Raw genomic sequence first — 13,333 nt, forward strand, 5'->3', positions numbered from 1 at the left:
GCGGCGCGATCATATTTATAAGGATTTCAGAATGGCACATGAATCGGAAAAAGACCTCGCCCCGGCCGGTGGGCAGATGCCGCCAGCCCCGCCTCGCAACGGCTTCGCCGTCAGCCTGCGCTCACCGGGCGCCAAGTTTCTGATGATCGGTTTCATATCGATGGTTCTGCTCGTACCGCTGCTTCTCGTCTGGGCGCTGACGGAAGAGCGCGCCTCGCGGGCCGAGGATGTTTCGGGCCGTATCGCCAGCGGCTGGGGTGGCGATCAGGTGGTGAACGGCCCTTATCTCGCCGTGCCCTTCGACGTGGAAAGACGCCGCGAGGTGAACGGCCAGAGCATCGTCGATCGCACGACCGAATGGGCGCTGGTCATGCCGGAAACGCTTGATGTCACGGCCGATCTGAAGACCGAGGAGAAGCGGCTGTCGATCTACAGCCTGCCGGTCTATAATGGCGACCTTGTCCTCAAAGGCCGGTTCGGTGCCGGCATCCTTCAGGATCTCGCCCGCTTCTCCGGCACGCCCCGCCTCGACAGCGCCATTCTCGTTCTCAGCATACAGGATATGACCGGCATTCGCTCGAGCGCCGGTGTCAGGATCGATGGCGGTTCCGTATTGCCGTTCGATCCCGGCATGCGTGATATCTCTGTCATAGCGCCCCGCACGGGTGCGCAGGACATGTCCATCAGGTCCGATGCCGGCGTGCACAGATCGATCGAAAGAGGCCTTGTCGAAAAAGGCTTCGATTTCGATATAGCCTTCTCCCTGAATGGTTCCGGCAGCTTTGCCGTCGCGCCCGCCGGCCAGACCACCAGTTTGGCGGCCAAGGCCAACTGGCCGCATCCCGGCTTTGAAGGCCTGTTCCTGCCGGAGGAAAAGACCGTCACAGCCTCGGATTTCACGGCCAACTGGACAATCCCCTATCTCGCAAGGGGCATAGACCGCGTGGTCGAGAGTTCGCGCCTGCCGCTGACCGACAGCCTGATGAGGATCAACCTCGTCGAGCCCGTGAAATTCTACCAGATCATCGCCCGGACACTCAAATATTCGATAGGCTTCATCTCTCTGGTGTTCCTGGCCGTCTTCATCGTCGAACTGAGGGGCGGCAGCAGCGTGCACTGGATCCAGTACGTGCTGACGGGGCTGGCGCTGATCGTTTTCTACGTGCTGCTGCTCGCACTTGCGGAACATACGGGCTTCACCATCGCCTATGCTGCGGCGTCGCTTCTGACAGCGCTCCTGATCTCCTCCTATCTCGGAAGCGCAACCGATAGCCGCCAAAACGGGATAGCCCTGTTCACGGTTCTGGTGGTGGCTTATGGGGTCATGTATCTGGTTCTGAATGAGGATGAATATGCGCTGCTGGCCGGCGCGTTGATATCTTTCATCGCCATTGCTGCCACCATGTTCGCAACCCGCAGGGTCGACTGGTCGGGAACCGGCCCAACCCAGCACAACACCAATATTGGTCGCAGCGAAGCCTCGTAAGGCGCATCGCCAGCATCGAAAGGCGGGCAGACAACTTGCTGCCCGCTTTTTTGCCGTCTATAGGTGGAGCATTCACCACGGACCCGGTGAAATTCCGGGTGGCTCTTCTGGCCGCCGATCCGCCAGACAACGCAAAGCACCGACATTCTTTTTCAATCTACCGGACATGTTTCCGGCCGGTGCGTCATACTTTGCGAAAAAATCAAATGAACAGATTTCAGACTTACAGACGTGAGTGGTTTTCCAATATTCGCGGCGATGTGCTTTCCGGCATCGTCGTCGCACTCGCGCTCATTCCCGAAGCAATCGGCTTTTCCGTCATCGCCGGCGTCGATCCGAAGGTGGGGTTGTTTGCTTCTTTCGCCATTGCCTGCGTCTGCGCCTTCACCGGTGGCCGTCCGGGCATGATTTCCGCGGCAACCGCCGCCACAGCCGTCCTGATGGTGACGCTGGTGAAGGAACACGGCCTGCAATATCTCTTTGCTGCGACCATCCTCATGGGTGTGCTGCAGATCGCTGCGGGCTTTGCAAGGCTCGGGCGGGTGATGCGCTTCGTCTCTCGCTCGGTCATGACCGGCTTCGTCAATGCACTGGCGATCCTGATCTTCATGGCGCAATTGCCCGAGCTGATAGGCGTGCCTATCGCAACATACGTCATGATCGCGGCTGGTCTTGCGATCATCTATCTCTTCCCGCTGGTCACTAAAATCATCCCGTCGCCGCTGGTCGCCATCGTCGTTTTGACCTGCGTGGCGGTGTTTTTCGGCATGGATATCCGCACCGTCGGCAATCTCGGTGAGCTGCCCTCGACACTGCCGGTCTTCGCCCTGCCACAGGTGCCGCTGACTTTCGAAACGCTGCAGATCATCTTTCCCTATTCCGCAGCGCTGGCTGCCGTCGGTCTCCTGGAATCCCTGCTGACGGCACAGATCGTCGACGACATGACGGATACCGGCAGCAACAAGAGCCGGGAATGCATCGGGCAGGGGACAGGCAACATCGCCTCCGCGCTGATCGGCGGGATGGGCGGCTGCGCCATGATCGGCCAGTCGGTCATCAACGTCAGATCCGGCGGCAGGGGCAGGCTCTCCACCTTTGTGGCGGGCGCCTTCCTGCTGTTCCTCATTCTGGTGCTGGATGATCTTGTCCGCATCATTCCAATGGCCGCTCTTGTGGCTGTCATGATCATGGTTTCAATCGGCACCTTCTCGTGGCGTTCGATTCTCGATCTCAGCCGCAATCCACCGTCTTCCAGCATCGTCATGCTGGTAACGGTCGGGACCGTGCTGGCGACCCATGATCTCGCAAAAGGCGTGCTCGCAGGCGTGCTTCTCTCCGGCGTGTTTTTCGCGGGGAAGGTTTCAAAACTCTTCCACGTTCGTCCAGAGCTTGTCGCGGATGGTCGGCACCGCATCTACCGCGTCGATGGGCAGATTTTCTTCGCCTCGACGGAGAGCTTCATCGCCGCCTTCGATTTTGCCGAAGACGTGGAAACGGTCACCATCGACGTCACACAGGCGCATCTGTGGGATATCTCGGCTGTCGGTGCGCTGGACAAGGTCGTGCTGAAATTCCGCAAGACCGGCAAGACGGTCGAGGTGATCGGCGTCAACGAAGCGAGCGCCCATATGATCGACCGTTTCGCCCTGCACGACAAGCAGGATGGAGCGACAGCCTCAATCCACTGACCAGAAGTAAAAAGCCCCGGCGTAACCGGGGCTTTTTGTTGTGCTATTCGTTTGCCGTCACCGTGACGCCGAGCATTGTCGGCAGGGTGTTCGGTGCACCCATGGCGGCGCCCATGATCATCGGGAAGGGAACCGGCTTTTCCGGTTCGGCCGAGATGGAGAAGCTCTTCGGATTGTCGATATAGGCGTTGATCGCAGCCGACACCATGTTCTGCAATTCCGGAACGTTGAGCGAAGCCATCATGATGGGCGCCATGCCCTTGATGGTCTGGGAAAGCTGATCGCTGGTCATACCCTGCTGGCTTGCAGCGTAGTCGATGGCGCGCTTGGTGATGCTGGCATCTTCGAAGCTGATTTCGGCATTAACGAAGGAAAGCTGCTGCATCAGGCCGAGCATGGCAAGGCCCGCTGCCTGTTCCGCCTGTTCCTTGTTCGGATTTGCAGCCTGCGCCTTCACCGTCTCCTGCATCGATTTGATGAAGGCGAGTGTGTAACCGGAGAAACCGAACGACATGTTGAGACGGCCGACCTTGTCGAGGTCGATGGCATATTCCTCGACGTCTACGGTGCCGGAGGCAACTTCCCAGCTTCCGCTCATGGTCATGTTGCCGGAAAGGGCCTGCAGATTGAGCTTTTCAATTGCGTCCTTCGTGGCCGGATCGTTGACTTCGCTGAGATCGGCTTTGAAGCCGGATGCGTCGAGATCGAAGCCGATCGAGGCCTTGTCGTCGCTGACGGACATCGTTGCGCTGCTTTCCTCGAGCGAGAAAGCCTGCTTGCCGTCGATGGAAACGGAAATCGGACCGCTATGCGCCTCGTCGTAGAACATCAGCGCATCAATCGTGCCCGTCGTCGCATCTGCAGGGATGGTGAGACCTGACATGTAGATGTCGTTAGCCTTGATCTCCACGTTTTCCTGCTTGTAATCGACATTGTCGAAACGCGCGTTCTTGATCTTGTAGGCGCCGTTGTTTTCCTCGACGCCTTCAAGGGTGACGTTGCCGACCGGAATTTTTTTGGCCGGATCGGCAGCCGCATTAAAGGTTACGCCGTTCAGCGTCACCGTGTCGCCGTTGACTGCGACGGATCCTGCGGCGATTTCACCGCCCTGCGCGGCGTAGGCGGCGTTGATCTTTTTCAGAACGTCGTTGCCATCCAGTGCGAATGCCGGTGCGGAAAGCGCGAGAAGCGCGGCACTTGCGAAAAGAATCTGCCGGGTGGATTTCAGTCTCATAGTGTTTCTTCCCTCAATGTGCGGATGTGCACCGTGTTCTAAATGTGAATGGTGACATTTATATTCGCGATTATTCAAAGGTCTACAGGATTTAGATCGATTCGTATGACGGTGGCATTGCGGCATTCGCAACGCAGTTAATAAAAATCCTCACAAAAGGCATCGTTTCGTCCACAGCCGAGACCCCCGAATTCCTTGCCGGGAATCGGCATTTCCGCTAGTCAAGCACCATGGGAAAAAATCTTGTACCTCCGTCAGGCGGAGACGATAACATTCATCCGGTCGATTTGAAGGCGGCGCTTGAAGAGCGCTACCTCGCTTACGCCTTGTCCACGATCATGCATCGTGCGCTGCCGGATGTGCGCGACGGACTGAAGCCGGTTCACCGCCGCATCATCCACGCCATGAGCGAAATGGGCATCCGCCCCAACTCGGCTTTCAAGAAATGCGCCCGTATCGTCGGTGACGTTATCGGTAAGTTCCATCCGCATGGCGACCAGTCGGTCTACGATGCGCTGGTCCGTCTCGCGCAGGATTTCTCGCAGCGTTATCCGATCGTGGACGGGCAGGGCAATTTCGGCAATATCGATGGCGACGGCGCCGCCGCCTATCGTTATACCGAAGCACGCATGACCGATGTGGCAGCGCTGCTGCTCGAAGGCATCGGCGAGGACGCGGTTGACTTCCGCGCTACCTATAATGAGGAAGATGAGGAGCCGGTCGTCCTCCCGGGCGCGTTCCCCAATCTGCTTGCCAACGGTGCCTCCGGCATTGCCGTCGGCATGGCGACGTCCATCCCGCCGCACAACGCCCATGAACTGTGCGACGCAGCTCTGCATCTCATCAAGCATCCGGATGCGACGGTTGAAAAGCTGGTGGAATTCATTCCCGGCCCCGACCTGCCGACCGGCGGCGTGATCATCGAAAGCCGCGAGAACATTCTCGAAGCCTATAAGACCGGGCGCGGTGGTTTCCGCGTGCGCGCCAAATGGGAAACGGAAGACCTCGGACGTGGCGGCTATCAGATCGTCATCACCGAAATCCCGTTCCAGGTGCAGAAATCGCGGCTGATCGAAAAGATCGCCGAGCTGCTGCTCGCCCGCAAACTGCCGCTGCTTGAGGATGTCCGCGACGAATCGGCCGAAGACGTGCGTATCGTGCTGGTTCCGAAAAACCGTACCGTCGACGCGACGTTGCTGATGGAATCGCTGTTCCGTCTGTCCGACCTTGAAAGCCGCCTGCCGCTCAACATGAACGTACTGTCGCTTGGCAGGGTGCCGAAGGTCATGGCGCTGAACGAGGTGCTGAGCGAATGGTTGGCACATCGCAAGGACGTGCTGGTCCGCCGTTCCCGCCATCGTCTCGCGGCCATCGATCGCAGGCTCGAGATTTTGGGCGGCCTGCTGGTCGCCTATCTCAATCTCGATGAGGTGATCCGTATCATCCGCGAGGAGGACGAGCCGAAACAGGTGATGATGGCCAAGTGGTCACTCACCGATAATCAGGCCGAAGCCATCCTCAACATGCGTCTGCGCAATCTGCGCAAGCTCGAGGAATTCGAAATCCGCAAGGAGTTCGACGAACTCAGCAGCGAGAAGGCTGAAATCGAGGGGCTGCTCGCCTCCGATGAAAAGCAGTGGCAGACCGTCGCCTGGGAAATCGGCGAGGTCAAAAAGAAATATGCCAAGGCAACGGAGATCGGCCGTCGCCGCACGCAGTTTGCGGATGCGCCGGATGCCGACATCGAGGCCATCCAGCAGGCGATGATCGAAAAGGAACCAGTCACCATCGTCATCTCGCAGAAGGGGTGGATCAGGGCGCTCAAGGGGCATATGTCCGATACGTCGGCTCTCACCTTCAAGGAGGGCGATGGCCCGAAGCTCGCCTTCCCGGCGCAGACGACCGACAAGTTGCTGCTGTTGACCACCGGCGGCAAGGCCTACACGCTCGGCGCAGACAAGCTGCCGGGCGGTCGCGGCCATGGCGAGCCGATCCGCATCATGGTCGATATGGAGAACGATCAGGACATCCTGACGGCCTTCGTTCACGATCCGTCGCGCAAGCTTCTGCTCGTCTCGACTGGCGGCAACGGCTTCATCGTGGCCGAAAGCGAAATGGTCGCAAATACCCGCAAGGGCAAGCAGATCATGAATGTCGCCATGCCTGACGAAGCCAAGCTCGCCGTACCTGTTACGGGCGACCATGTCGCCGTCGTTGGCGAAAACCGCAAGCTTCTGGCTTTCCCGCTGTCGCAGGTGCCGGAAATGTCACGCGGCAAGGGCGTGCGCCTGCAACGCTACAAGGACGGCGGCGTCGTTGATGTGAAATGTTTCGCGCTCGCAGACGGCTTGAGCTGGTCCGACACGGCCGGGCGCCTCTTCACCAAGGTCGGTGAGGAATTGCGCGAATGGCTGGCAGACCGCGCCACAGTAGGCCGCACCGTACCGAAGGGCTTTCCGCGTAGCGGGAAATTTGGCGGGTAAATCCATCCTCTATCGATAGAAACAGAATAAGCGCCGCATATTGAAAGATGTGCGGCGCTTCCGTTTAATCGAGTGGGACGACGTGGTCCCGTAGAAAAAGATAAACGCCGTCCTCATCAATGTTGCCGGCAGCGACGTCGAGAACAAAAGCGATGACATCAGCTTGCTCGGCGTGGATTTCATGGCCGTTGATGAACAAGAAGGTGTAGGCCGCTAGAAACGCGGTTCGTTTGTTTCCATCTGAAAATGGGTGGTTGCGGGCTATCCCGTAAAGGTAGGCGGATGCAAGCCTTAGAGCGTCTTCCTCACCGTAGGCGGCTTTGTGAAGGGGGCGTGCCAAAGCTGCCTCAAGTGCGTTCTCGTCTTTTAGACCTTGCAGGCCACCATGTTCAACAAGTTGTTCCCGATGTATTATTTCAATGGAAGTTCGGGACAGCCACTTAATTTTTTTCATTTTGCGAGTTCTCTCAGCGCCACATGGTATTTCTTCATGCCGCGCCGGGCAGCTTCAAGCTGCTCGCTCAAATCCGCTTGTTCAGGGACGAGTTCGATGTTCCCGGAGACTTCCCTTAGTTCAAGGGTATCACCCGTCTTGAGACCCATGCGATCCAGGACTTCTTTTGGGATGATAATGCCTTCGGAATTACCGATTTTCCGGATTGTGATGTTCATGACGCCAACTCCTGTTATAACCAAGTTATAACATGGTCGTCACGGTGAGACAATGCCGGTGTTGGACTGGATCTATTCGGCTGTCTCTACCGCAGGCAAATAAACCTCCCACCCACGCGGTGTCAGATGCTCCTGCGGGTGGTAGCGCGTCTTGTAGCCCATCTTTTCAGAACCATCGACCCAGTAGCCGAGATAGACGTGCGGCAGGCCGAGCGCGCGTGTGCGGGTGATGTGATCCATGATCATGAAAGTGCCGAGCGAGCGCTTTTCTAGATCGGGGTTGAAGAAGGAATAGACCATCGACAGCCCGTCGCTCATCACATCGCTCAGCGCTACGGCGAGAAGTTCACCTCGTTTGCTGGAATCGATGCCGGAGCCGGGCTCTCGCACACGGTATTCGATGATGCGGGTGTTGACGTGCGTGTCTTCGATCATGATCGCATAGTCGAGCGCCGACATGTCGGACATGCCGCCTGACTGGTGCCGATGGTCGAGATAGCGGCGAAACAGTGAGAACTGTTCGGTGGATGGCTCCGCGGCATGAACGGTGGCGACGACATCCTTGTTGATGGAGAGAACGCGCCGCATCGATTTCGTCGGCTGGAACTGTTCGGCAAGGATGCGCACGGAAACGCAAGCTCGACAGGTTTCGCACGCCGGGCGATAGGCGATGTTCTGTGAACGCCTGAAGCCGCCCTGGGTCAGAAGGTCGTTCATTTCCGACGCACGCGGGCCGACCAGATGCGTGAAAACCTTCCGCTCCATCTGGTTCGGCAAGTAGGGGCAGGTGGCCGGTGCCGTAAGATAGAATTGGGGAGAGGGCGTCGCCTGCGTGTTCATCGAACCGTGATCGCCTCCTGCGTCTGTTGTGAAAGCGCGCCGCGATTTCACGGGGTGCGGCGACGCTTCAAGCGACATGCATAATGTCACAGAATGGCAAAATGACGGAAAACGTCAACTGCACCATGCGCTATTTGCCTGATATGCAAGCCACGTTTTCGTGGCTTTCCCTTATATCAGTAGGTTCTGACCATGACGGTGCCGAGCAGGAAGTCGTGAACGAGGCGCGAGCGCTCCGTAAACAGGCCTGCAAGCAGGATAAGCGGCGTCAAAACCGAGTTGATGATCCAGAAAAGCGCAATGTGCACGGTGGCCAGAAGGAAATCGATTCGCCGTCCGTCCATGCGCGCCATCGCGATGCCCATCGCCCGCATGCCGGGTGAGGCCTGCGACGGGCCGCTGAGCGTTACGCCGAAATAAAGTACCGCGACGATGACGAACAGGGCCGGATAGAGGAAGAAGCCGAGACCCAGCGTAATCACGCCGAGAAAGAAGACGATCACGGCGGCTGGAATGCACAGCAGGAGAACGATCGCGTAATCGATCAGGAACGCGAAGACCCGTCGGCTCAGGACGCCGCTATAGGCGCGCCAGTCGTCCGGTGCGACATAGGTAGGGTTCTGGTCGAGGTTCATCGGTCGTTTTCTCCTGAGAAGACATGACAGCTCGAAACGCGCTTTTCGTCAGGCAGCATTCCGTGTCAGCAAACAATATGGGAAGAAAACGACCGAATACAATAAGCGTCGGCTGTCAGCCCTTCGCGAGTTTGCGCGCGGCTTCCACTGCGAAATAGCTCAGAATGCCATCGCAGCCTGCACGCTTGAAACAGAGAAGCGTTTCCATCATCACGCGCTCGCCGTCGATCCAGCCATGCATGGCCGCTGCCTTGATCTGGGTATATTCACCGGACACCTGATAGGCGAATGTGGGCAGCCCGAAATTCTCTTTCAGCCGCCAACAGATGTCGAGATAGGGCAAGCCGGGTTTGACCATCAGCATGTCAGCACCTTCTTCCACGTCGAGCGCTGCGTCGCGGATCGCCTCCATGCCGTTGGCGGGGCTGATGTAATAACTGTTCTTGTCCCCCTTCAGCAGTCCGGCCGTCGAAATGGCCTCGCGATACGGACCGTAATAGCCGGAGGAGAATTTCGTGGCATAGGCCATGATGCCGACGTTCTGGTGCCCGGCCGCATCCAGGCCGCGGCGGATGGCGCCGATGCGGCCATCCATCATCTCGGACGGAGAAATAATGTCCGAACCGGCATCGGCCTGAAGGATTGCAGCACGAACGACCTGGTCCACGGTCTCGTCATTGACGATTTCGTCGCCGCGCAGAATGCCGTCATGCCCATGGCTGGTGAAGGGATCGAGCGCAACATCGGTAATCATGCCGATATTCGGAACCGCTTTTTTGACCGCGATGGTCGCCTGATTAATGAGGTTGTTGGCCTCGAGCGCATTCGAGCCGGTCTCGTCGCGCAAGTCCATCTCGATATTCGGGAAGGTCGCAATCGCCGGAATGCCGAGATCGGCGGCTTCCTTCGCCGCTTCGACCAGCTTATCGACACTCATGCGGTTTACGCCGGGCATCGCCGGTATGGGATCGAGGATATTGCTGCCCGGTACGATGAAGACCGGCCAGATGAGATCATCGACGGTCAGGCGGCTTTCCTGAACCAGACGGCGAGTCCAGTCGGCCTTGCGATTGCGGCGCATGCGGCGATGGCCGGTGATCGCGTCGACCAGATGCGTTTTGTCCTGCATGTAAGAATGTCCTTCGTATCCCACCCAAGTCAGGAAAGCTGCATAACACGAAGCAAGCGCCGTGCGAATGCGACAATGTTTCCCCCTGGACTTCCCCGGTGGGCGAGGGTGCTTTGACAAGGCAAGCCGCCGAATTCAATATGGGCTGGTCGCCCGCCCGTCGAAACCGTATCTTCCGGCCATGGAACCTGATTCTCAACCTCTGCCGAAACGTCCGCTGACGGAAATCCTCTTTCTGGTCTTCATGAGGCTGGTCGCGGTTTCCTGTTTCTGGTTCGGCCTGCAATATTGGGCGATGCTGACGGGATATTCTCTCGGCGGGCATGGGCGGTTCGATATGCTTAACCTGCCATGGCGAGTGGCGGGTAGTGCGCTTGCGGTGATTTTCCCCGTCGCAGCGCTCGGTCTCTGGCTCGGCGCCTCCTGGGGGGCAGTCATGTGGGTCTTGGGTGCCGGCACCCAGATCGCCATGTATAAGGTGTGGCCATATATCTTCGGCGCCAACACGCTTGTACCCGTCATGCACGGTCTCGTGGCAACCATTTATATACTATTCCTGGTCGCTTTTTGGCTCGATCAGCGCCAGAATGAAGAGCGCGCAAGAATTGATTTACCATAAGAATAAAGCAGTTTAGCCTGGTTTTCGGTCGAATTTTATTGCTAAGTCTTTGATTTGTAATGCATGGTGATAAGCCAGTCCCGCTTCGCCACAAGTTTGACCCACTTGGGAAAATGCAGGTAAGCATTTGTTAATCGTAGCTTTTAAGTAGAATTTTATGCGCATTGATTAGGTTCTCACTCAAGGCGGGAGACAAACAAACACACCGCCAAACAAAACAGTGAGGCAGTCATGATCAATAGCAAAGCAAAGCCGCAGGCCGTTGTTGCCGACGCACATGAAGATACCATCCGTTCGCTCTACATGGAGTCGCTGCACCTGGTGGAACGTCTCCACCGCCGCCTCCTCGATGTCATCAAGGACGAGTTCGATCGTCAGGGTCGCGATGATGTCAACGCCGTTCAGGCGCTCCTGCTGTTCAACATCGGCAATTCCGAACTGACGGCCGGCGAGCTTCGTTCGCGTGGTTATTACCTCGGATCGAACGTCTCCTACAACGTCAAGAAGCTGGTAGACCTCGGTCTCATCAACCACCAGCGCTCGCGTGTCGACCGCCGCTCGGTCCGCATCAGCCTGACTGAAAAAGGCCAGGAAATCGCAGAAACGGTTGCTCACCTCTACGAGCGCCACGTCGGCTCGATCGAAAAGGTCGGCGGCATCGGCACCGGCGAGTTCTCCGAAATGAACAAGCTGCTGCAGCGCCTCGATCGCTTCTGGAACGACTCGATCGCTTATCGTCTCTAATTCCGCGGCGGTTTCACTGTTAGCGCCGGGGGCATCGGTTTGCCTCCGGCTTGCGGATTCGTGTTGGAGGCGCCGTTCACCTGTGCGTGTCAAGCCCGGTCTACTAGGTGCGTTTTCGCCCTGTTTTGCAGGCATACACAGCTTCGTGAGAAAAGGTCCGTGACACGAATTGGCCATATTGATATGGGACCCGCAAAGGTGAAGGAGCCGGCGGTTTCTCCTGCTGTCGTGGCAAGTCCCGACTGTTCTGCCAGACAATAGCGCCCAGACCATGGGTATTGAGCATTACCGGCCGGCAGACACGTTGTACGTGTTTGTTAATCATATTGATTTAGGCATTGTTGAGAATGCCGAAGAGAGTGGCTGGTAGGTAGAATGACAAAAAAATCCGTTTCCGAATCCGTATCGCGCCGTGCGCTTCTGCGCTCGGCTGTTTCCGTTGGTGTTGCCGCGCTTGCCGCGCCGGCCCTGGCGCAGAATGCGCTCAACGATCTCATGGGCTCATCGCGGCGCGGCAACTGGGATGACCAGTTCGACGCGAATTCGTCGCGTTCCGCCGTTGGCGTCGTTTCCAACAATCCGGTTCTCGGACGGGAAGCGCCTGTCTACATGCAGCAGGCGATCATGCAATATCAGCAGATCGTGCAGAATGGCGGCTGGCCGGACGTACCCGTCACCCAGCAGCGTCTCCAGATCGGCGTTTCCGATCCTTCCGTTCAGGCGCTTCGCCAGCGATTGATGGTTTCCGGCGACCTGCCGCGCGAAGCTGGCATTTCCAGCGCCTTCGATTCTTATGTCGATGGTGCGTTGAAGCGCTTCCAGGCCCGCCACGGCCTTCCCGCCGATGGTGTCAGCGGCGAATATACGACCAAGGCGCTCAATGTTTCGGCCCAGATCCGTCTGGCGCAGTTGCAGACCAACCTCGTGCGCATTCAGTCCATGTCCGGCGATCTCGGCCAGCGTCACCTGATGGTGAACATTCCGGCCGCTGTCATCGAGGCGGTTGAGAATGAGCGCGTCGTCCTGCGCAACACCGCCGTCGTCGGTCGCGCCAGCCGCCCGACGCACGTCATCAATTCCAAGATTTACGAAGTCATCCTCAACCCTTACTGGACAGCGCCGCGCTCGATCGTCGAAAAGGACATCGTGCCGCTGATGCAGAAGGACCCGACCTATCTGGAGCGGAACAACATCCGCCTCATCGACGGCAAGGGACAGGAAGTTTCGCCGACGGCGGTCGACTGGTTTGCGCCAAAGGCACCGAACCTGATGTTCCGCCAGGACCCCGGCAAGATCAACGCCATGTCCTCGACGAAGATCAACTTCCACAATCCGAACAACGAATATATGCACGACACGCCGCAGCAGGGTCTGTTCAACAAGCTGATGCGGTTCGAATCGTCCGGCTGCGTGCGCGTACAGAACGTGCGAGACCTCACAAGCTGGCTGCTGCGCGACACGCCCGGCTGGTCGCGTCAGGAAATGGAACGCGTCATCGCCACCCGCGTCAACACACCGATCAAGCTGGCGCAGGAAGTGCCTGTCTATTTCGTCTATATCACCGCATGGTCGGCGAAGGACGGCGTGGTGCAGTTCCGCGACGACATCTATGAAAAGGACGGCAACGCCGAACTGGCGCTCAACACCACCACCGGCATCGAACAGCCGGCTGGACCTGTCGACGACGACCTGTTGCCGCGCAACTGATCCGGCGCTGCCATCAGGTTTTTATATTTAAGTGAAAGGCCGCACCCCGTCGGGTGCGGCTTTTTTCATTTTCGCTGCTGGTTTTGAAAAAACAGC

12 protein-coding genes and 1 other annotated feature are annotated in these 13,333 nt (G+C 57.9%); of the genes, 6 read left to right on the forward strand and 6 right to left on the reverse strand.

Going from position 1 to position 13,333, the window contains the following annotated elements:
* Nucleotides 1-31: 31 nt before the first annotated feature.
* A complete protein-coding gene (gene creD, locus G6L97_RS04040) occupies nucleotides 32-1,486 on the forward strand; it encodes a cell envelope integrity protein CreD (RefSeq protein ID WP_162686631.1) in 1,455 nt (484 codons plus the stop codon).
* Between the two features lie 76 nt (nucleotides 1,487-1,562).
* Nucleotides 1,563-1,618, forward strand: a sequence feature (sul1 is cis-regulatory element that is thought to sense ions involved in sulfur or methionine metabolism; They are found in Alphaproteobacteria).
* Nucleotides 1,619-1,692: 74 nt separating this feature from the next.
* Nucleotides 1,693-3,174 (forward strand): SulP family inorganic anion transporter, encoded by a 1,482-nt coding sequence (locus tag G6L97_RS04045; RefSeq protein ID WP_111783161.1) that lies wholly within the window; start codon nucleotides 1,693-1,695, stop codon nucleotides 3,172-3,174.
* Nucleotides 3,175-3,217: 43 nt separating this feature from the next.
* Here G6L97_RS04045 and G6L97_RS04050 read toward each other — a convergent pair whose 3' ends face one another.
* Nucleotides 3,218-4,408, reverse strand: coding sequence for a hypothetical protein (locus tag G6L97_RS04050; protein WP_111783160.1), 1,191 nt, complete (start codon nucleotides 4,406-4,408; stop codon nucleotides 3,218-3,220).
* Between the two features lie 230 nt (nucleotides 4,409-4,638).
* On the opposite strand from G6L97_RS04050, the gene parC reads away from it, so the two are divergent.
* Nucleotides 4,639-6,891, forward strand: coding sequence for a DNA topoisomerase IV subunit A (parC, locus tag G6L97_RS04055; protein ID WP_013635880.1), 2,253 nt, complete (start codon nucleotides 4,639-4,641; stop codon nucleotides 6,889-6,891).
* Between the two features lie 64 nt (nucleotides 6,892-6,955).
* Here the strand turns inward: parC and G6L97_RS04060 are convergent, their stop codons facing one another.
* The 5 genes from G6L97_RS04060 to hemB all read right to left on the reverse strand — a co-directional run bounded on the left by G6L97_RS04060 (nucleotide 6,956) and on the right by hemB (nucleotide 10,167).
* The gene (locus G6L97_RS04060; RefSeq protein ID WP_065688205.1) at nucleotides 6,956-7,345 is read right to left on the reverse strand and encodes a type II toxin-antitoxin system death-on-curing family toxin; all 390 of its coding nucleotides are present in this window, start codon (nucleotides 7,343-7,345) and stop codon (nucleotides 6,956-6,958) included.
* Nucleotides 7,342-7,563, reverse strand: a complete 222-nt coding sequence (locus G6L97_RS04065; RefSeq protein WP_038490623.1) for an AbrB/MazE/SpoVT family DNA-binding domain-containing protein — start codon at nucleotides 7,561-7,563, stop codon at nucleotides 7,342-7,344. The genes G6L97_RS04060 and G6L97_RS04065 overlap by 4 nt, the downstream gene beginning before the upstream one ends.
* Before the next feature lie 72 nt (nucleotides 7,564-7,635).
* Nucleotides 7,636-8,403, reverse strand: a complete 768-nt coding sequence (locus G6L97_RS04070; RefSeq protein ID WP_065704982.1) for an arginyltransferase — start codon at nucleotides 8,401-8,403, stop codon at nucleotides 7,636-7,638.
* 176 nt (nucleotides 8,404-8,579) lie between these two features.
* The gene (locus G6L97_RS04075) at nucleotides 8,580-9,038 is read right to left on the reverse strand and encodes an RDD family protein (RefSeq protein ID WP_038490628.1); all 459 of its coding nucleotides are present in this window, start codon (nucleotides 9,036-9,038) and stop codon (nucleotides 8,580-8,582) included.
* 115 nt (nucleotides 9,039-9,153) lie between these two features.
* Nucleotides 9,154-10,167, reverse strand: coding sequence for a porphobilinogen synthase (gene hemB, locus G6L97_RS04080; RefSeq protein WP_003512495.1), 1,014 nt, complete (start codon nucleotides 10,165-10,167; stop codon nucleotides 9,154-9,156).
* A gap of 181 nt (nucleotides 10,168-10,348) precedes the next feature.
* Between hemB and G6L97_RS04085 the strand changes: the two genes are divergently transcribed.
* From G6L97_RS04085 to G6L97_RS04095, 3 genes are all read left to right on the forward strand, one after another.
* Entirely contained in the window at nucleotides 10,349-10,786 is a 438-nt protein-coding gene (locus G6L97_RS04085; RefSeq protein ID WP_003512497.1) for a DUF6163 family protein, read from the forward strand.
* A gap of 234 nt (nucleotides 10,787-11,020) precedes the next feature.
* Nucleotides 11,021-11,530 (forward strand): transcriptional regulator LdtR, encoded by a 510-nt coding sequence (gene ldtR, locus G6L97_RS04090; RefSeq protein ID WP_025593036.1) that lies wholly within the window; start codon nucleotides 11,021-11,023, stop codon nucleotides 11,528-11,530.
* 375 nt (nucleotides 11,531-11,905) lie between these two features.
* Nucleotides 11,906-13,237: a L,D-transpeptidase family protein gene (locus tag G6L97_RS04095; RefSeq protein ID WP_111783159.1), complete on the forward strand. Its 1,332-nt coding sequence runs from the start codon at nucleotides 11,906-11,908 to the stop codon at nucleotides 13,235-13,237.
* Nucleotides 13,238-13,333: the final 96 nt, after the last annotated feature.

The sequence above is a fragment of the Agrobacterium tumefaciens genome, assembly GCF_013318015.2.
Taxonomy (GTDB): Bacteria; Pseudomonadota; Alphaproteobacteria; order Rhizobiales; family Rhizobiaceae; genus Agrobacterium; species Agrobacterium tumefaciens.

Bases quoted from the DNA above. Each gene is read 5' to 3' on its own strand.
- G6L97_RS04095 (WP_111783159.1), top strand. From the start codon at position 11,906: ATGACAAAAAAATCCGTTTCCGAATCCGTATCGCGCCGTGCGCTTCTG.
- creD (WP_162686631.1), top strand. From the start codon at position 32: ATGGCACATGAATCGGAAAAAGACCTCGCCCCGGCCGGTGGGCAGATG.
- G6L97_RS04060 (WP_065688205.1), bottom strand. From the start codon at position 7,345: ATGAAAAAAATTAAGTGGCTGTCCCGAACTTCCATTGAAATAATACAT.
- hemB (WP_003512495.1), bottom strand. From the start codon at position 10,167: ATGCAGGACAAAACGCATCTGGTCGACGCGATCACCGGCCATCGCCGC.
- G6L97_RS04085 (WP_003512497.1), top strand. From the start codon at position 10,349: ATGGAACCTGATTCTCAACCTCTGCCGAAACGTCCGCTGACGGAAATC.
- G6L97_RS04075 (WP_038490628.1), bottom strand. From the start codon at position 9,038: ATGAACCTCGACCAGAACCCTACCTATGTCGCACCGGACGACTGGCGC.
- G6L97_RS04070 (WP_065704982.1), bottom strand. From the start codon at position 8,403: ATGAACACGCAGGCGACGCCCTCTCCCCAATTCTATCTTACGGCACCG.
- parC (WP_013635880.1), top strand. From the start codon at position 4,639: ATGGGAAAAAATCTTGTACCTCCGTCAGGCGGAGACGATAACATTCAT.
- G6L97_RS04065 (WP_038490623.1), bottom strand. From the start codon at position 7,563: ATGAACATCACAATCCGGAAAATCGGTAATTCCGAAGGCATTATCATC.
- G6L97_RS04045 (WP_111783161.1), top strand. From the start codon at position 1,693: ATGAACAGATTTCAGACTTACAGACGTGAGTGGTTTTCCAATATTCGC.
- G6L97_RS04050 (WP_111783160.1), bottom strand. From the start codon at position 4,408: ATGAGACTGAAATCCACCCGGCAGATTCTTTTCGCAAGTGCCGCGCTT.